A 19,036-nucleotide genomic window follows, 5' to 3' on the forward strand; every position below is an offset into this window, starting at 1 on the left:
AGCGCACTTATTGCGTTATCTGACCATTTCGCGGCAATTCACTGCATAGGCTGGCTTTTTGCTATCTGCAATATCCAGCCTTGCAGTTGTTGGCTGAGCTGGTCGCTGGCGTGGCCGAACGCCTCGACCACGCTTTCCAGCTGCGGGCTGCCGCTCGGTTGGAGGATTTCAAAGCGACGGCTGGCGAGGATGCGTTGATCTGCGCTCGATGCCAGCTGCGCGTCCAGACGAATCCGCACGTGGGGTTTGCCGTCGACGTACTCGCTTTGGAATGCCCGCAAATCGCTGAACAGCTCCAGTTCGGCGAACAGATTGCTTTCCTCATTGCTCACTGGGGTCGGTTGCCCGCTTTGTCTGAACTGCTCGATCAGCCGATCACGCAGCAGGGTTGGCGCCGTGTCGCCCCAGCGTGCACCCTGATAGCTGCTGATCTGATTGCCATCGGGCACCACGGCAATACGCGGCCCAGCGAGAATCCTGCTGGCGTGCGGGGTATGAATGCGCAGTGCCTGGCGCAACGTGCCCGCGGCCTGGTTCGTCTGGGCCTCGCTGGTCGGCAGCAAAAACACCCGAATCGGCTCGGCCTCGGGCAGTAGCGTGCAGGCCGAAAGCGTGCCGAGCAGCGTTGCCACGGCAAAAGAGCGGATCAGCGCAAGACGGCTCATGGGGTGAACTCCTGGATTTTTTCGCGACCGAGCAGGAAGCCGCTGGGATTGTCTTCGAGGCGCTGGGTGACGCGACGCAGCGCGCCGAGGGTGCCGCGCAGCTCGTTGATCGCCGGGCCCAGCTCGCTGAAGCCCTGCAGGCCGTTGTTCAATGCGCCCTGGTTGCTCGACAGCAGCTCGTCCAGGCGCGACGTGGCGCGCTCCAGCGCGGCCATGGATTCGCCGGCGCTGCTCAGCAGCTGGCGCCCTTCGTCATCGATCAGGCCATTGGCGTTCTGCGTCAGCCGGGTGATCTCCGCCAGCGCGGTGTTGGTCTGTTGGCCCAGTTGGCTGAGCTGGGTCAGCGCCTGGCTGAGGTCGCCACGCTGTTCGGCCAGCACACTGGTGGCCTGCTCGAGATTGGCCAGGGTGCGGCCGATGCGCCCGGCATTGTCCTCGGAGAGCATCAGGTTGGCGCTGCGCAGCAGATTGTTGATGTTGGTCATCAGGTCTTCGCCGTTCTCCAGTAGCGCGCTCAGCGGCGACGGGTCCGCGACGATCAGCGGTGGCTCGCCGCGCTTGCCTTCCAGTGGCGGACTCTGCGGAGTGCCGCTGTGCAGCTGGATGATCATGCTGCCGGTGATGTTGGCCAGAGCCAGGCGGGCGCGGGTGTCCTGCTTGATTGGGGTGCCGGAATAGATGCGAATGCGTGCACGCACCTTGCGCGGGTCGTCCGGTTCGAGCCATAGTGCCTCGACGTCACCGACCTTGATACCGCTGTACTCCACCGCGCTGCCGTTGGACAGACCGCTGACCGCCCGATTGAAGCTGATTTCGTAATAGTTGTACTCGCGATCCATGCTCGACTTGCCCAGCCAGAGGGCGAACAGCAAGGCGCCACCGACCGCCAGTACGGTGAACAGACCGATCAGCACGTGATGGGCACGGGTTTCCATTTTCAGTTCTCCAGCAAGTCGGCGGCTTGTTGCGCCGCCCGGCCACGTGGGCCGTGGAAGTAGTCGCGGATCCAGGCGTCGTCGGTGGCTTCCACCACCTCCAGGCGATCGGCCACCAGCACCCGCTTGCGCGACAGCACGGCGACCCGGTCACAGATGGTATAGAGCGTATCCAGATCGTGGGTTACCAGAAACACGCTGAGGCCCAGCGCGTCGCGCAGGGTCAGGATCAGCTGGTCGAAGGCGGCCGCGCCGATGGGGTCGAGGCCGGCAGTGGGCTCGTCGAGGAACAGTACTTCCGGGTCGAGCGCCAGCGCGCGGGCTAGTGCGGCGCGCTTGACCATGCCCCCGGACAGTTCGTCGGGATACTTGCACGCGGCATTGGCCGGGAGACCGGCCAGTGCCAGCTTCAGCCGCGCCAGGTGCTCTGCGTCGCGGCGCTCGAGCCCGGCGTGCTCGATCAGCGGCAGCGCGACGTTCTCCTGCAGGTTCAGCGAGGTGAACAGCGCGCCCCGCTGGAACAGTACGCCGAAACGTCGTTCCACCTGCGAGCGGCGCTCGGCCGACAGTTCCAGCAGATTTTCGCCGAACACGCTGACGCTGCCGGCATTTGGTCGGCGCAGGCCGACGATGCTGCGCAGCAGCACCGACTTGCCGGTACCCGAACCGCCGACCACGCCGAGAATCTCGCCGCGACGGATGTCCAGGTCGAGACCGTCGTGCACGGTCTGGTTGCCGAAGCGGTTGACCAGTCCGCGTACCTGTATCAGCGCGTCGTTGCCCGTCACCAGCCCATCTCCATGAAGAACAGCGCGGCGATGGCATCCAGCAGGATCACCATGAAGATCGCCTGGACCACGCTTGAAGTGGTGTGCTCGCCAACTGATTGGGCGCTGCCGGTGACCTTGAAGCCTTCCAGGCAACCGATCACCGCGATGACGAAGGCGAACACCGGTGCTTTGGCTAGCCCAACCAGAAAATGGCTGACGGCGATGTCGCGCGCCATGATGTTGAAGAACATCGTTGGTGAGATGTCCAGCGCCAGGACGCACACCACCAGCCCGCCAGCGATGCCGCTGAGCATGCCGACGAAGGTCAGGATCGGCAGCGTGATCAGCATCGCCAGCACTCGCGGCAGCACCAGCAGCTCGATCGGGCTCAGGCCGAGGGTGCGGATGGCGTCGACCTCCTCGTTGGATTTCATCGAGCCGATCTGCGCGGCGAAGGCGCTGGCGCTGCGCCCGGCGAGCAGGATCGCCGCTAGCAGCACGCCGAATTCGCGCAGGAAGGAAAAGCCCACCAGGTTGACGGTGTAGATGGTCGCGCCGAAGTCGGCGAGCACCGTCGCGCCAAGAAAGGCCACCACCGCGCCGACCAGAAAAGTCAGCAGCGCGACGATCGGCACCGCGTCCAGCCCGGTCTGCTCGATATGTACGGCCAGTGAGGTCAGCCGCCAGCGCCGCGGCCGCGGCAGCGTCAGCAGCAACGTCTGCAGGGTCAGGCCAATGAAGCCGAGCAGCGCGCGCTGCTGCTTCCACACCGCCGCGACCGTGCGGCCGATATGCGCCAGCACATAGCCGAATTCATAACCGCGTGGCGACTCGGCGGCATCCGGTTGGTCCAGGGCGGTGGCGACTGTGCGCAGCAGCGCCAGGCGTTCGGCTGGCAACTGCGGCGCCCAGGCTTCGATGGCGGCGATCCGCTCGGGGCCCAGCAGCTCCACCAGCAGGCCGGCGCCCGCCGTATCCAGCGCCCCGAGCCCGCTCAGCTCGATCTGGCTGCGCTCGTCGATTCGCGCCCTGAGCCGCTGCACCTCTCGGCGCAGTGCCGCGTAATGGGCGAGGGTCCAGTCACCGACGATGCGCGCCCGCAATGGCGAAGCCCCTTGATCGAGGGTCACCGAACCGGGACACGAGGACAGGGTGGCGCTCATCTTCTGCAAACGGGTGCCTATGTCGGGCGATGGAGTCCTGATTGATGCTAGCAGGGCTCCGCCCGGAAAGACAGGACCGGGTGGCCCGTGGTCGGCAACAGGCGGCGCGCGTCGGCTGCTGATCCATGGACCACCACGGTGGCGTCAAAGTGCGCCGTTACGCTCGAGCCGGTAGCTGCTGATCGCCTCGTACACTGCCTTGCGCAGCCGGTTGATGCCGCCGATGGGGCGATGCTCCGGCAGTGCATGCCAGGGGTTGAAGCTGAGGTTGTCGCAGGCGAGGTTCTGCTCGGGGCTGTCGAAGTCCTGCGGCGGCAGGCGGATGTCGGCGACCGTCTCGAATGGCGCGATGGCCTCGTCCCACTCGATGCTGGTGTCCTCGATGGGCATGTAGTGCTCGGTGTTCTGCCGCTGCACCTGCAGGGCGAAGCAGGCGGGTGCGCGGTCGAGGGACAGCTGCTGGTAGAGCGCGCTGCGCAGGAAGTTCGGCAGGTCGCGGTTCTGCTCGGGCAGTTGGTAGGTCGGGCAGTTTTCCGGCGTCGGGATAACCCGGTACTTGATGTTGTGCGGGCCGAGCTTGTACGGCGCCACGGAGCTGTAAGTGGTGGCCACCGGGCTCTCGGGCGCGGGCGCCAGGGTCTGCAGCGCGATGAACATGTGGCGCAGCTCCCAGCTGCGCGGATCGATGCTCGGGAAGAACGCCAGTGCCTTCTTGCCCTGCGCCTGGGCGGCGAAGTTGCTGCGATATTCGGCAACGTCACGAACGAAGAATACCGGGTGGTTGAACATCACGAAGTCCTGTTCGCCGGCATGGCGCGGGTCACGCGTGAGCTTTTCCCCGGGCACGTCGAGCAGCTTGATCGCCATGCCGCGGGCGTCCCGGATACGGTCGAACTGCGGGTAGGCGTTGCCGTTGGATAGCCTTACCCAGGCCTGCCAGGTCTTGCCCGGCTCGCTGAAAACGCCCTGGCGCAGTGCGGGTTGCAGGTCGGCGCGCACACTGACTTCGGCGCGCACGCAACCGTGGGCCTTGGCATGGGCGTCGCGCAGCACGCGGGTATTCTCGCTGTGCTGTTCCACCACGGCGATGGCGTCGGCGATGACCGCCTGGGTGTCGGCCGCTTCGCTCGGGGAGACGACCTCTTCGCTGGAGACGGGGCCACGATGGGTGAAGTGAAAGTGCACGGCGGCAATCGCCCAGCCCGCCAGGCCCAGGGCGGTAATGGCAAGCAGCAGCCGGCCCAGCAGGCGGCCGATCCAGAGCCAGAGTCTTGTCAGCATGAGGCAGATCCTTGTGCGAAGGGCAGTTCAGGGGCAGCGTGGGCCGGGGTTGTGGGGGCGCGCCGGCAGTTCCTCGAGGCGTGGTTCGAAGCGGGGATCGCCGAGCACCTTGAGGTACTCGACCAGCGCCCAGCGTTCGTGTGGCGCCAGTGCCCGGCCGATCACGCCATTGCCGCGACAGCCGGCGCGGAATTCATGGCCGCGGTTGCTGTTGCCAGTGATTGCGGTATTCAGCAGAAAGCCGCCGTCGAAGCGCTCGGTGCGAATGCCCAGGTGCTGCGGATCGTACTCGCGGCTGCCGACCCAGAACTGCTTCTGCCGTTCGGCCACCGGCGACAGCAGCTGGAACAGTGTCGGCACCGAGCCGTTGTGCAGGAAGGGCGGCGTCGCCCAGATACCGTCCAGCGGGCGTGCCTTGTAGCCGCGCAGCTCCTGCACCCCGATCGGCAGGCCGAAGCCGTCGTATCTGGCGCGCTCCGGCGCTGCGATGCCTGCCTCACGGTAGGCGCGTTCCTCGACGTAGGCAGTGATGTAGGCCAGGCCCTTGGCGCTGGACAGGCTGGCGAGATCGAGCGGGCCGGATGACGCGCCATACAGCTGCACATCCAGGCGATCCAGCTCATCCTGGGTCCAGCCCAGGCGGGTCAGGTCGAAGCGGTGGTCGGCGATATTGTCGGCCGTGGTCGGATCGGTACCGACGAAGGAAGTGGGGATCACCTTCATGCGCCACTCGGGGTCGCGTTCGGCAGCGAAACGCTTGTCGACCGGCTTGGGCCCGGCGTCGTGGCAATGCGCACAGTTTTCCTTGTACAGCGGGCGACCGAGGCTGGCCTGCTCTAGATCGATCGCGCCCAGCACGTCTTCGGGCCAGCGAGGCGGGGTCAGCTGCATGAGCGTGGTTTCCAGCCTGTGCAGGTCGCGTACGCGAACGCCCGATGCGTAGCGCTCGGCCTCGGCGACGGGCTGGCCGTTCTCATGCAGCAGCCGCAGCGTGGCGCCAACACCCAGCGCCTCGCCGATATTGCGTGCCATCGGCTGCATGGCCGAGCCGTTCCACTGCACCCAGTCGAACTTCCAGATATCCCACAGATGCGGGTAGCTCACCGGCGCATTGGCCACGCGGTAGTTCGCCGGATCGATGGCGTCGCCGAACACGCTGTTGGCGATGCGACCGAACGCATCGGTACGGCCGAAGCCTTCTTCGGTGGGGTAGAGCCCGCGGTGCCAGTCGTTGTAGGCGGTGCCGAGCAGACGGTCGAGCACCTGCTTGAAGTCGTGGCGCAACTGCGCGCGGTCCTGCTCGTAGCGCTCGCCCAGCACCTGCTCGGCGAAGCGACGGAACTTGAGCGGGTTGTAATAGGTGAAGGCCATGCTCATGCCCAGCGCCTGGCCAAAGGCGCCACCGCGCAGGGTCGGTACGGTGGAGGCCAGCGAATGCATCGCTGCGCCACCGTCGATACGAAGGGCCTGACCCCCGTAGCGCAACTCGCCGGTGTGGCAGGCCGCGCAGGTCACATCCAGATAGACGCGACCGGTCTCATCATCCTCGTGGCGGGCAAAGCCGACCGGCAGGTTGCCGGGGTTCAGCGCGGTGGCTTGTTGCGCGGGATCGACCAGAAAGCCGAAGCGGGCGAGGTAGTCGGGGGTGGCGAACTTGTCCCGGCTGAAGGGCAGCTCCAGCGCACGGAACCATTCGTACTCCAGCCCCTTAACCTGGGTCCCCTGCGGCGTGTAGTAGTAGGTCTGTCGCTGTGTGGCGTCCCACTGCTCCAGATAATGCAGCGCTTCGGGCGCTTCATACTCCGGAAGGTTCGGGTAGGCCACAAAATACAGCCCGACCCCCACGGCCAGCACAGCCAACAACAAGACAGCCCCCAGGGCTCGGCGCAGCAATCGCATCGGTACATCCTTGTAGCGTCATGGCGAGTGCGCGTTTATGGCAGGGTTGTGGGTTGATGGCAATATGGTGTCGCAGGTTTTGCGCCACAGGCAACACGTGGTCGCCGCTTTAGGTAATTATTCAACGTCAAGCAGGTTTCCGCGTACGGAGGCTGGAATGCATGAGTTGTAAGTTAAGTAGCTTGAATTTTTCTTAACTAGTATGCCGTGCTCAGGTATTTGGACATCAGCCACTCTGTTAATTCTAGATTTAACCGTATATGAGTAGGCGCCATTGGTGAACGTAACAGAATTGCTCAGTTCGCTGCCAGTCGCGTTACCTATTAATATGGTAACCTCATACCTTAAACTATTCAGTTCAAGCTCGGGTGTGCGGGCAGGATGCCCGAATTTATAACTGATCGTATTGTTCTGTTTGTATAGCTCTAGAGTTTTACCGGATTTCGCTTTGCAGTAAAAAAATGGTAGTGGACGTTCCGTTGCTGCTGTAAGAGGAGCAGCCAGTACCACGACAATAGTATAGGCGCTGGCGTGTATAAGTCTAAGCATGAATAATCGATGGGCGCATCAGGCGGTGAGAAAGTTTAGTTTTTCTTAATAGCTTGCAATAGCTCTGTAGCTGTCAGGCGCTTCAATGAATGTGCTACAGGGTCCGTTTCCACATCCAGCGCTGATGCTGTAACACCATCGACGTCATACACCAAATAAGCGTTACCGGTGGTCACTACATAAGTTTTTCCGGCTGCTGACGCTATGGTTTTCGGAGTAGCAGACATTAGATCTTCGATCGAGTCGTAGCGCAGTGCAACAAGCACATTGCCTAGGTTGCCGAGGGGTGTTACAGCGGCTTCAGCAGGCTCGGCCATAACAGATTGTAGGGACACTTTATTGGATTCCTCAATCCAGGCGTCTGTGTAACGGAAAGCTGTATCCTGGTAATTGCTCGATAATATTTTTTTAAGGTTGCAAACAGCTTTTCGAATAGAGGCACCATTCTGCCCGTTGCGAATATTGCTGTATATGCAGTCGATAAGAGGGATATTATCTTTGAGCTTTAGGGTATAGAAGACTTCGAAATGTGTATTCGATCCAGAGTTTTCATAGCTCAGTGCGGGCCCACCATTGAACCGCACCAACGTTGTGGCTGTCTGCCCTGCGTGGCCAACAATGTCGGTGATAATTGTCGTTTTCGTTCCCTGCTTGATCGTCAGAGTGCCCGCTTCCATGTCTGCTGTATAGATTTCCGCCACCCCGTCATCGTTGGATGAAATGGTGTAAGCGCTTGCGTGTGCGCTGGTGGTCAGCGTTAGTGGGATAAGCAGAGCTAAAAACCGTACGTGTTTCATGGAGCGAAGATTTCCTTTTGCCGAGGACGTTTTCTTAGGATGGATTCAAACTTTATTGCATAGCCGGCTATAAGTTGCTGCTGATCAGAGCCGTTGATTATTCTACGAGCATCTACATAATCTGCCTCAGCAGAACTAAGATAGTCGCTTAGTTTTTTTCCTGTAAAAATCCCTTCTTTCATACCCCATATCATAATTGGCACAGAGTGTTCGGGCTCGGCTGCTTTATCCGGTTGGCTTACAAAATTGAAATCGGTGTGTAGAGTGCGGGCGGATCGCCATTTGATCAGCAGCACCGACGGGTTGATCTTGATGCTTCAGTCATTACCTGACGCGCGCCGCGGGCATGGTTAGCGACAGCGGGCTACAGGTGGTCCCCGCAATCAATGAAGAACTAGAGGATTGATCGTTATGTTCTCCGTCCATCAATCCTTGTTCTGCTTTTTTTTTTTGAAGATGGAGTGCCTATAAGCCATCAGCTCCAATGGGAGTAACATATTTTCGCTCGAAGTATTTCTGGCTTATTGATCTAGTTGTGGTTGTATTTGTTTTTAAATCAGTTACGCGTTCAACCCCTGTAAGCTTCTCATACTCGAATTCGGCAGAGTGCTTTTCGTGGTCCACTGATTTTGAGGCGATGTAACGACAACAGCCATCTCGAGATAAGGATAGTATCGCCCTTTCGCTATGCAGGACCTTAGGGCTCGACAGCATTGACATTTCCTCAGAGTATTCAAATACTTTTTTGCTTGGCTCGTAAGTCCATGCAATGTAAGTTGTATTGGAATCAGCGCTGCTCTCGAGTACTCTCAAATCAGGGAGGCCGTCGAAATTGTAGTCCTCGAACACGATCGATGTGGTATCCGTTAGGGTCTCTACTTCAAGTTTTTGGGTTCTGCCGTCTATAAATTTAATTGTTATATTGGTGTTTGGGTGATTTTTGGAAATGTCTATTCCGTTAATTAGATTTGTGTAGCTTTTGCTGAGGGCTCTGGCATGAATACTGTGGATAATCCCGCTACCTTTCCAAGTGCCTATCATTAATTGCTTGTCAAGCTCGGCACTTATCTTTGCCTCGCCTAAGGTTGACTTCTCTATTAATGTTATATGGCTGTTTTCAATTGAGCCTCGCAGCGGTATGGCTGTGCCATATTTTTTATAATGGTAGCCTCCTATGATATCGCCGTCAGTTTCCGATAGCGTCATAAAGATTCCGCTTCCAGCGACCGTGCCCTCATAGGCTATTATCTCTGTTACAGACGCAGTTTCAGCATGACATACATGCAAATAAGCTAATGAAAGAACTGCAGTGATAACTTTTCTCATAAAATTCCCAAAGCTCGCTTTGCTCGTTCCAGCATTTGCGCGCGGTGATGCATGTTGTTAGGTTCTTTGCTTCTGTTTGGGTAGAATGGCCTGTCCTGCCTTGCCCATCCATTCACGTATACTGATACCCAAAATAAGTCATCGCTGTCAGCGGCTGCATTTAAGTTAGATTTCAGTTTAGCCCAGTAGTAGCCGGATGCGAGTGCTGCTAGCTTTGGATTGTACGCCAGCTGCTCTGCGCGCTCAGTGGAACTTGTAATATCGAGATTTTTGAATTCTTTTATGTTTTTTAGAAAGGCTTCGCAGGCTTCGTAATTGCTTCGCCCAGTTATTTGCAAGAGTCCGCGCCCCTTAAATTTTTGTCCGTCGCCTGCTTGGGTGTTGCCTAGGTCTGAACGACCTTCGTATTGTTTGCCAGAGCTGAGTTCCGCAGAGTACCGTAGCTCTCCGGTTTCATGCGCTATTTGAGACAAAAAATGTGCTATACGAAGAGGCGTATTTATTTCAAATGCTTCAAGCGTATTGTTGATCGGAAGAAGGTACTTATCGAGTATCTCGTCGGAAGCTGAGTTCATGATATACGCAAGCGTTGCTCTAGAAACCAGAAGAGCCCTGTTGGCGAAGCTTGATAAGAAACCGTTTGGTGAAATATTCCACATTATTCCGCTCGTAGAAGTCCCGTGTCTCCCAGCCAGATCCTCCCACCAACTCAACTTCTCGATTCGCTGCTTTTCCGCTTCCCAAACAAGATTCGGCTTTCCGGGCTCTTCAGCTAACAATGGATCAAGCTCATCCCACTTGCCCTTGTTCCAGAACCACTCGCTTTCATATTTGGCGACGAGTTGGCCAAGCACTTGAGCGTGCCAAGGCCTGGCTAGGGCTGCTTGGATTTCAGCGCTGGTCAATACGCCATCCTTATCGGTATCGGCGATGTCGTAGAGACGAGCGAGCGTTACGATTGGGCCTCCATCGGCCTTGCTGATCTGCGCCCGGTAGTTGTGCTGTTCATCTGCGCTCAGCAGGCCTCTGGCATTGAAGGCGTAGGCGAGCTTCTCGACGGGCGTTCCGGTTTCCTCGATGCACTGGAAGCCTTCCCACTCCCACGGGCTGTGACGAGTAGTGATTAGCTCCTGCTCCGCGAGCCAGCCGTCGATGGGGTTGCCGTTAGCGTCGGCGAACAGACCTTCCAGCCGCCACCAGTGCATGGTGTTGTCAGCGCCATCCTTGACTTGGATTTTTCTCGAAGCGGGGAGTCCATCCAACAGTGACTGCGGAATGATCAGGTCGACGCCGATCAGCCTGCCATCGTCGTCCAGTTTGGGCGGGTTCTCGGCATTGATATCGTCCCGGTGCGGAATCAGTTTGCTCGCACCTTTATAGACCTTGAGCAGGGTTTTCTGGTCGACCGGCAAGCGGCTGGCCCAGGCGCGGCTCTGCGCGATGAAAGCGGGCACATCGTCGCAACTGAACAGTTCGACATGGACCATGTGCTGAGCGGCGCCGTCGTGGTTCTGGTACAGACCGGGATGGCCAATCAGTTCACCCGCCTTGATCGGCAACCCGCTGTCGAGAACGACGACCTTGTCGTATTCCGCTGGCTCGCTGTGCGGTTTGAGCAAGCTGGTGGACACATAGCCGGGCAGTTGCCCCTCGTCGTCGGCTGATAGGGCGGGTTGTGCCGTCCCGCTGATCAGGCTGACCAGCTTGCTGAACTCGCCTTCCGTTTCGCCAATGGTTATCTCGACACCCTTGGACAGCTCCGACAGCTTGGTGGTGTGCTTACTCGGACCTGCGCGAACGCTTAGGCCATCGTGCTGCGTATTCACGGTATAGCGTTTGGTTTCCCAGAAGGCGGGGCGCGGAAGGTCCGCTCGTGCCTGGTAGCCCGCCCAATCCAGCAGGTGCATGTACAGACTGTAGAGAGTGAGGCTTGGAGGGGTTTGCGCTTCGACGATGCTGCCGTCAGCGTTCTTCAGAGGCGGCGGCTGCAGGCTGTGTCTGACCAGCACGAACCCCGTGGAATAGGGCGCTCTTTTGACACGCGGAATGTCGTCGGTGAGTTCGCTGACCGGGTAGCGTTCATCGATACGGTAGGCAATCACCTCTCCGTCGGCGATACAGCGCACGCTCGACTGGTCGAATGCAGCGGCCGTGCCTTCGTCGAAATGCACGCCGCCATGCCATAAGCCGTTTTCGCCGGTGGGGTAGAACCCGCCTTTGGCCTGGGCCATATGTGTAAGCAGTTGCAGCGGATTGTGGCTGGTGTCCTTGCTGGGAAACGGGTAAGCCCAATTGATCGGCTTGTTTTCGGCCATGTTCGATGCTTCCTTGCGTTCGATCCGGCTGCGCAGCCGGCACTGTTCTTAGCCCGAGAAATTGAGCGAGCGCTTGCGTTTGCGGAGCAGGCTGTCCGCCTCGCCCGGCAGTGCCTGCTCTAACAAGCTCCCGGCTTTGTCGCCATCAGCCATACCCGGCCGCACCGGTGATTTGATCTTGATGCCCGAGCCTTTGCCCGGTGCGCCGCCGGCGTTGATTCGCGCCAGCGGGCCGGAGACGGTGATGCCGCCCGGGTCGAGCTTGATGAAGCTGCCGCCGGCCTTCAGGGTCAGTTCGACGCCGGCTTCGATGACCATCTTTTGCCCGGCTTTGAGGTGGATCTCGCGGCCGGCCCTGGTCAGCTGGGCGGTGCCGAGCTTGATGTGTTGGGTCTGGCCGACGGTGAGGTGGTCGTCGGGTTTGATTTCCACCTTGCGATCACCTGCGACGATGAGATGTTCCTCAGCCTTAAGCTCGCTGTAGCTGTTGGCTTCCACCGTGTCGTGGCGCTCGTGGCCGACGCGGATCGTCTGGTCGTGCTCGATGTTTTCGTCCCAGTCGCGCTGGGCGTGAATGTAGATCTGTTCGGCGCCCTTGCGGTCTTCGATGCGCAATTCGTTGTAGCCACCACCACCCGGACTGCTCAGGGTCTTGAACACCGTGCGGGTCTTGTTCGCTGGCAGGTCGTAGGGGACCTGATGCTCCTTGTGGTACAGGCAGCCGGTCACCAGCGGTTGATCGGGATCGCCTTCGAGGAAGGTCACCAGCACTTCCATGCCGACCCGCGGGATGGCGATGCCTCCATAGCGGTCACCCGCCCAGCTGGAGCTGACGCGCAGCCAGCAGCTGGTCTTGTCATCGGCCTGGCCGTGGCGGTCCCAGTGGAACTGGACTTTTACGCGGCCGTACTCGTCGCAGTGGATCTCTTCGCCAGCGGGGCCGGTGACCACGGCGGTCTGGCTGCCGAGCACCTTCGGTTTCGGATGGCAAAGCGCCGGGCGGAAGGGGATGGCCCAGGGGGTGGCGCTGAAGTGGTTGCGGTAGCCCTGGACGAAGCCGTCACCGCTATCGACATGACTGGTGACGGACTCCTCCAACACCTGCGGCTGTTTTCCTTCGTGCAGCACTTCGGTAAGAAGCCAGAGCTGGTTCCAGTCGCTGCGCGGGTGTTCGGTGAGCGGGAGGAAATGGCCGCTCACCAGCCTCGGCTGGTCGCTTTCGCCTTCGGCCAGTTCGTAATCGTGGCGGTGGCGCTCCAAGACGCGTTGCGACAGGTGCTTGCCGCGGGCGCGCTCGGTGAAGCGGCCGGGGTAGTCGTAGTCCTCGAGATCCGGCTGGAAATCGCTGTGGAACGCGGCCTCCATGGTCAGACGTGGCTTCTCGAAATCGTAATCGCGACGCGTGACCCGGCTGGTACGGGTTTCCAGGCGCAGGCCGAAACGCTTGATCACCGGCTGGTCGGCGACCAGACCGCTGTCTTGTTGATAGGCGGTGGCCGCGAGCCCGGGGAAGACGGTCTGGTCATCGCCGAAGACCAGCACATGAGCGCTCGCACCGTGCTGGAAGTGATAGTGGATGCCCTCTTCCTCGCACAGGCGCTGGATGAAGTGCAGGTCGGTTTCGTCGTACTGCACGCAGTACTCGCGCGGCGGGTAGACCACCGGGCCAAGCCCGAAGCGGTAGGCATCGGCCTGAATGCCGTGTTCCTCGAGCACCTGGGCGATGATCTGCGGCACCGTCAGGTGCTGGAAGACGCGCTGGTTGGTGCGATGGGCGAGGTAGGCCAGCTGCGGCACGAGCGTGAGGCGATAGCGGGTCAGGCGCTTGCCGGATTCACCCTGGGCGGCCTGATGCACCAGCCCATGAACACCACTGCCATCCGGCGCGAAGGCGAGGAAGGCCGGGCGATGCAGCAGGCTTTCCAGATCCAGGTCGGGGCGCTCGCTGACCAGTTCCAGGTCGAAGCGATAAGGCTGGCTGATGGCCTCGCGGCCCCGGAATTCGAGCACCTTGAAGTCGTGCTCGACGCCTTCGAGGGAAAGCGTGAAGTGGGTTTTATTGGCCGCGTTGAACATTGGGCTCTCCTTGTCCTGATGTCATCCATGGGAGTGGCCGAACCAGCGCCGCCAACGGTTCGGTGCGGGGCGGCTGAAGGCTTGCAACAGGCCCGCTGCATCGATGCTGCGCTGCGCTTCGTCGAATGCCAGCGCCAGACGCAGCGCCGGCCAGCAATGCGGGGGCAGCTGCGGCGGGCGCTGCAGGGAGCTGTCCAGCTCCATGGCTTTGGCCTGACGGGCGCTGAGCCGGCGATAAGGGTGGCTGCCACTGGCCAGTTCATAGAGCACGCAGGCCAGGGCGTAAACATCCGCCGCGGCGGTCAGCTCGCCACCGTCGAGCAGCTCCAGTGCGGCATAACGCGGCGTCCAGGCGGCGAAGCGCGTGCGGCACAGGCGCGGCAAACCGGGCAGCAGCCCTTCCAGCGGTTGTCCGAGCCCATAGTCGAACAGGCGCAGGCCGTCATCGGCGAGCATCACGTTGCTCGGTTTCAGGTCGCCATGCAGCACGCCCAGGCTGTGTGAATAGGTCAGTGCCTCAAGCAGCGGTAACGCGATGCCCTGCAGTTCGTTCCAGGCCATGCCCTGCGGGCGCTCGCACAGTAACTGGTCGAGGGTTGGCCCCTTGAGCAGCTCCAGGGTGATGAAGGCACGCTGGCTGGCTGGGTCGATGTCGAAGTTGTACAGGCGCACCACATGCCGGTGGCTAAGGCGAGTGGTCAGCGCGTATTCGCTGTAGAGCAGGGCGCTGGCGTCGGGGTACTCGGCAAAATCCTCGCTGAGCGTCTTCAGCGCCACGTAGGGCTCCGGATCGCCGAACTGTTCGCGCAGCAGGTCACGGGCGCGATAGACCGCACCCATGCCGCCGACGCCGAGCAGGCGCTCGATCCGGTAGCGGCCGCCGAGGACTTCCGGCAGCTCGCCGACAGGCGTTTTCGGTGCCTCCGACACCGGCGTGGCCGCGGTGGAGGCCAGTGCAAAATAAGTGAGATCGCAGGCGGGCTGGGCGTTCATCGGCGTATCACCACGGCGCTGAGATTGTCTCGCGCCGGGCCCTTGAGTGCCTGACGAAACAGCCGTTCCAGCGCCAGCTGCGTGGACGGCAGGCTGAGTGCGGCGCCGAGCGCGTCGGCGGACATGCTCTGGTAGAGCCCATCGCTGCACAGCAGCAGCGTGTCGCCCGGGAATACGGCGAATTCGAGGATATCCAGCTCCAGCTTCTCGCTGGCGCCTATGGCGCGGGTCAATGCATGGGCGGCCGGGTGTTTGGCGGCAAGCTCGGGGCTGAGCTGCTGCTCGTCAATCAGTTGCTGCAGCAACGAGTGGTCGCGTGACAGCTGATAGAGACGGCCGCTACGCCACAGGTAGCAGCGGCTGTCGCCAGCCCAGATGCACGCGGCGCGATCACTTTCCATAAGCAGGGCGACCACGGTGCTGCCGATCACCGGATCGGGGCGTTCGGTGGTGACCGTCAGTTCCTGGCTGAGCCGGCGATTGAGCTCATGCAGACAGCGCCGCAACGCCCGCAGCCGCTCGGCCAGATCGCCGCCCCTAGAAAGCTCGGCCAGCTGCTCGATGATCAGGCGACTGGCCAGGGCGCCGTTCTGGTGTCCGCCCATGCCGTCGGCCACGGCCCAGAGCCCGGCCTGTGGCAGGTCGAGAAAGGCATCTTCGTTGCGCGCACGCACCTTGCCGGTGTCGGTGCGCGCGGCGCTGCGCCAGCTGCACGCGGTTGCGTTCATCACAGCGTCGCCGGCAGCTTGAAGCCGCGCAGCAGCGCGAGATCGAACGGATTCGGCGAGCGCTGCGCATGCAGCAGGTAGTTGGTGCGCAGGCCGCCGAGATCGGCCTTGAGCATCAACACGTCGCGGCCGCTGTGGTAGTCGACCTGCATCAGGTCGATCAGGCGGAACAGCGACCAGGGCCCGGTGTTCTTCTCGATACCCACGCGACGGCCGCCGAGTTCTTCCACCACCAGGCTGGTGCGTCCGTCGTCGGCTTCGGCCGGCCAGCGAAACGCGGTCTGCACGATCGGCCCGTGGCGGTATTCCATCTGCTGGTTGCCGAAGCGGAAGTCGGCGCGACCAAGGCTCGAATCCAGCGAATAAGGCTCGAGCTTGAACAGGATCAGCGGCTCGTTGGGGTTCTCGGCAAAGAAGCTGCGGCGAATGGTCTGGGCCCGACTCATCTGTGCCAGGAACTGCTCGGACAGCGGCAAGCCGCGACCGTCAACCCGGCGCAACTGGTACTCGCCGGCGCTGCCGCTGACGAAGGGCTTGAGGTAGCGCTCAAAAAAACTGTCCGCCAGGCCCTGAGCCTTGAAGAACTCGCGGAAGTCGGCGAGGGCGACATCGCTGGCGCTGTGGGCGCTGAACGGATAACGCTCGCGCAACGAACCGCGGTAACTGGCGTAAAGCTCGTTGCGATAGCGCTGATTGAGGTAATGGTAGGCATCGGTGAGTACCAGCGACCAGCTGTCTTCGGCCAGCAGCCCCAGCCACTTGCCCAGCGGCTGCGGCAGCCGTGCAGCGCTGCTGCGCAGTTGGTTGATAGCATCGCGCTGGCCGCCCATACGTGCCTTGGCCATTTCGAAGGCGGCCTGTTCCGGTGCGCTGGCGTGGGCCAGGGAAGCGAGCTGCAGCTGCAGGGCGTCGAGGGCTTGCAGACTGGCGCTCAACTCGGGGCCGGGCGCGCCGTTCTCGTCGAGCAGCTGGTGCAGCGGCGCGAAGCGTCGCTCCAGGGTTCTGCGCGCGGTGTCCGGCATGTTCTTCAGCAGTGCGGTCTGGGCTTGCTCGGCGGCGGCGGTTGCCAGCTTGGCTGCCTTGCCGAGCTTGCCGCCGGCGCCTTGTGCCGCTTCGGCCAGCTCGCCGGCCCCGGCAGTCGCTTCGACCAGACCGGCGAACCGGGTGTTCTCGCGCACCTCCAGCAACAGTTGCAGCAGCGGCGAGTTGGCGGCGGTGAGCCCGGCGAGCTGCGCGGCGCCCTGCGCCGCACTACCGGCGGGGAGAATGTTCAGCTGGGCAATCGCCTCGCTCCAGTGCGCGGCGTAGTCACGGAAGTAAAGCTGTTCCATTTCCACCAGCAGGCGGCCCAGGTCCTTGGTGCTGAGGCTGTCGCCTTCGCCCAGTACCCAGTTGTCGCGCAGTATCTCGCTGACCAGATCGGCGCCCTGTGCGACGAACAGCTTGTGATAGCCGCGCTGGGTGTAGAAGCCTGGAATGGTGTAGTCACCGCCGACGAACAGCGACGCCTGCGGGCCGAGCTGCGTGTTCAGCCGGTAGTCGGGAAGGTTGCGCGCCTGATCGCGCAGCATGCGGTACACCACGGCCGCCAGCGATTCGCTGCGCAGCTGTGCGCGGGCCTTGGCTACCAGATTGTCGTTCAGCTGGTATGCAGCAAAGGATTCTTCCAGCAGGCGCGCGAAGTGGGTGTTGAGGCCCTGCTGCGCTACGGCATTGCCGGGATGGCGCAGCGACCAGTCGGCGGCCAGCCAGTCCTTGAGAAACGCCGCATCACGGCGTTCGGCGAGGTTCAGCATTAGATAGGCGCGCAGGCTGCCGAGCAGCTGTTCGCGGTCATTCAGGTTGGCGCGGATCTGCGCCTCCAGCTGCCGGGCGACGCGCGGCAGCAGCAACCTTTCGAGATCGCGGCGGTAGGCCTCGTGCAGCGTCGGGTCGACCGCTTCGCCCTGATAGAGGCCGCCACGGCGCAGCCAGGAAATCTCCTCCCGAGGCGGGAAGACCTGTGTCGCGGCATAGCTCGCATCGAGGGCCTTGAGGGTGCGCAGAGCCTCGTCTCCCGCCGCGATGGTCTTGCGCTCGCTGCCGAGTTCCTGGGCGATGTCGCGCAGCTGTTCAAGGCGTTCATGGTTGCCAGAGAAGTTAAGTGCCCAAGCGCCGCCGAACAGCAGCAGGCAGCCGAAGGCTCCGGCATAGAGGGCACGCTGGCCCCAGTCGATGCGGCGTACTTCGCGTTGGTCGAGGCCCGCCAGTTCGGCTTCAGGGAAGATCACCCGGCTGAGCAGCTGGTTGATGAAGCGCGCGCGACCGCTGCGGAACGTCGGCAGCGCGCTGCTGGCCAGGCCGAGCTGGCGGCCGATGCCGGCGGTGAGCGGATCGAGCGTTTCGCGTAGCTGCGGCGCGCTGGTCAGGTAGAAACCACGCAGCTGGCTGGCACGCTGGTATCGGTTGCCGGCAAACGCGAGTTCGATAAACAGGCTCAGGCGCTCGCCGATCTGCCCCAACTGATGTGGGAAGTCGAGGATTCGGCCGCGGCGCTGTGTATCGCGTTCCTGGTGCATGCGCAGGATCACCTGGCTGTTCAGCCGGCGCAGCAGCTCCTCGAATTCCTGGCGCACCACCTGCGCATCGCTGCCGTTCTGCTCCTTGCGGAAACTCGCACCCAGCACCTGGTCGCTTTCCTCCCGAGACAGCTGCTCGAAGAATTCGTCGAAACCGAGAATTCGATCGGACTTGCTCAGCACCAAGTAGACCGGCACGTCCACGTTCAGACGCTGATGGATCTCGTGCAGGCGCTGGCGGGTCTGGCGGGCCAGGTTCTCCAGCTCCAGTTCACTGCCGCCCTGCAGCTGGTCCACCGGCAGGTTGACCAGTACGCCGTTGAGCGGGCGGGCGCGGCGCCTGCGCAGCAGACCGAGCAGGGTTTCCCAGGCGCTGCCGTCGACCGCTGCATCGGGCTGGGTCAGGTAGCGGCCGGCGGTGTCGATCAGCACGGCATGATCGGCGAAGTACCAGTCGGCATAGCGGGTGCCGGAGACGTCTTTGGTCAGGCGCTGCTGTTCGCTGCGGTTGAGCGGAAAGTCCAGGCCGGAGAAATCCAGCAGGCTAGTCTTGCCGCTACCCTGCGGACCGATCAACAGGTACCAGGGCAGCTCGCTGCGCCATTTCTCGCTGCGCCCGCGGTAGAGGCTGGAGGTCTTCAGGGTGCGCAGCGCCTGCCTGAAGCGATGGCGCAGCTCCTGCTGCTCCTCGCCGATCAGGCCGTTGCGGCGCAGCTGCTCCTGAACGTCCTGGTCCTCGGCGTCGCGCTTTTTGCGCGCACTGGCGCGCCAGCTGGCGAAGACCATGGCCAGCCCCCAGCCGAGAAACAGCACGCTGATGCTCAGCAGGCGGGCAGTCGACGATTCCCAGAACCGGTAGTCGTCGACCGCCAGCAGCGGCCCGACGAACCACACCATGACCGCCAGCAGCAGGACCAGCAGTAGACTCCAGACCCAGGTCCGGCGCAGCACGGCGCCGAGCTTGCCAAAGAACGTCTTCAT

At 61.8% G+C, this 19,036-nt stretch carries 14 protein-coding genes; all 14 read right to left on the reverse strand.

From position 1 onward, the window contains the following. Positions 1 to 38: 38 nt before the first annotated feature. Positions 39 to 665 (reverse strand): ABC-type transport auxiliary lipoprotein family protein, encoded by a 627-nt coding sequence (locus VF716_RS09530; RefSeq protein WP_003282446.1) that lies wholly within the window; start codon positions 663 to 665, stop codon positions 39 to 41. After that, on the reverse strand, positions 662 to 1,600 hold the full coding sequence (locus tag VF716_RS09535; protein ID WP_020309177.1) for an MlaD family protein: 939 nt from the start codon (positions 1,598 to 1,600) through the stop codon (positions 662 to 664). The genes VF716_RS09530 and VF716_RS09535 overlap by 4 nt, the downstream gene beginning before the upstream one ends. A 2-nt stretch (positions 1,601 to 1,602) precedes the next feature. Then, complete coding sequence (locus VF716_RS09540; RefSeq protein ID WP_020309178.1) at positions 1,603 to 2,388, reverse strand: ABC transporter ATP-binding protein; 786 nt, start codon at positions 2,386 to 2,388, stop codon at positions 1,603 to 1,605. Then, positions 2,385 to 3,533 carry an ABC transporter permease gene (locus VF716_RS09545; protein WP_125871966.1) on the reverse strand — a complete coding sequence of 383 codons (1,149 nt, stop codon included), beginning with the start codon at positions 3,531 to 3,533 and terminating at the stop codon, positions 2,385 to 2,387. Before VF716_RS09545 ends, VF716_RS09540 begins: the two co-directional genes overlap by 4 nt. A 144-nt stretch (positions 3,534 to 3,677) precedes the next feature. Further along, complete coding sequence (locus VF716_RS09550) at positions 3,678 to 4,814, reverse strand: catalase family protein (protein WP_019407368.1); 1,137 nt, start codon at positions 4,812 to 4,814, stop codon at positions 3,678 to 3,680. Positions 4,815 to 4,841: 27 nt separating this feature from the next. After that, a complete protein-coding gene (locus tag VF716_RS09555) occupies positions 4,842 to 6,713 on the reverse strand; it encodes a di-heme-cytochrome C peroxidase (protein WP_440552585.1) in 1,872 nt (623 codons plus the stop codon). 584 nt (positions 6,714 to 7,297) lie between these two features. After that, entirely contained in the window at positions 7,298 to 8,059 is a 762-nt protein-coding gene (locus tag VF716_RS09560; protein ID WP_020309182.1) for a hypothetical protein, read from the reverse strand. Next, positions 8,056 to 8,355, reverse strand: coding sequence for a hypothetical protein (locus VF716_RS09565; RefSeq protein ID WP_185749836.1), 300 nt, complete (start codon positions 8,353 to 8,355; stop codon positions 8,056 to 8,058). The genes VF716_RS09560 and VF716_RS09565 overlap by 4 nt, the downstream gene beginning before the upstream one ends. Before the next feature lie 169 nt (positions 8,356 to 8,524). Then, positions 8,525 to 9,385, reverse strand: a complete 861-nt coding sequence (locus tag VF716_RS09570; RefSeq protein WP_125912527.1) for an XAC2610-related protein — start codon at positions 9,383 to 9,385, stop codon at positions 8,525 to 8,527. Further along, positions 9,382 to 11,700, reverse strand: coding sequence for a hypothetical protein (locus tag VF716_RS09575; RefSeq protein WP_427755665.1), 2,319 nt, complete (start codon positions 11,698 to 11,700; stop codon positions 9,382 to 9,384). The genes VF716_RS09570 and VF716_RS09575 overlap by 4 nt, the downstream gene beginning before the upstream one ends. A 48-nt stretch (positions 11,701 to 11,748) precedes the next feature. Continuing rightward, positions 11,749 to 13,776: a type VI secretion system tip protein TssI/VgrG gene (tssI, locus tag VF716_RS09580; RefSeq protein WP_440552587.1), complete on the reverse strand. Its 2,028-nt coding sequence runs from the start codon at positions 13,774 to 13,776 to the stop codon at positions 11,749 to 11,751. 21 nt (positions 13,777 to 13,797) lie between these two features. Next, positions 13,798 to 14,769, reverse strand: a complete 972-nt coding sequence (locus VF716_RS09585) for a serine/threonine-protein kinase (RefSeq protein WP_020309031.1) — start codon at positions 14,767 to 14,769, stop codon at positions 13,798 to 13,800. Next, positions 14,766 to 15,497 (reverse strand): PP2C family protein-serine/threonine phosphatase, encoded by a 732-nt coding sequence (locus VF716_RS09590; RefSeq protein ID WP_020309032.1) that lies wholly within the window; start codon positions 15,495 to 15,497, stop codon positions 14,766 to 14,768. The genes VF716_RS09585 and VF716_RS09590 overlap by 4 nt, the downstream gene beginning before the upstream one ends. Continuing rightward, on the reverse strand, positions 15,497 to 19,036 hold the full coding sequence (gene tssM / locus VF716_RS09595) for a type VI secretion system membrane subunit TssM (protein WP_440552589.1): 3,540 nt from the start codon (positions 19,034 to 19,036) through the stop codon (positions 15,497 to 15,499). Before tssM ends, VF716_RS09590 begins: the two co-directional genes overlap by 1 nt.

Origin of the sequence: Stutzerimonas sp. Brlt_14 (assembly GCF_051948915.1) — a bacterium.
Lineage (GTDB): Bacteria > Pseudomonadota > Gammaproteobacteria > Pseudomonadales > Pseudomonadaceae > Stutzerimonas > Stutzerimonas stutzeri.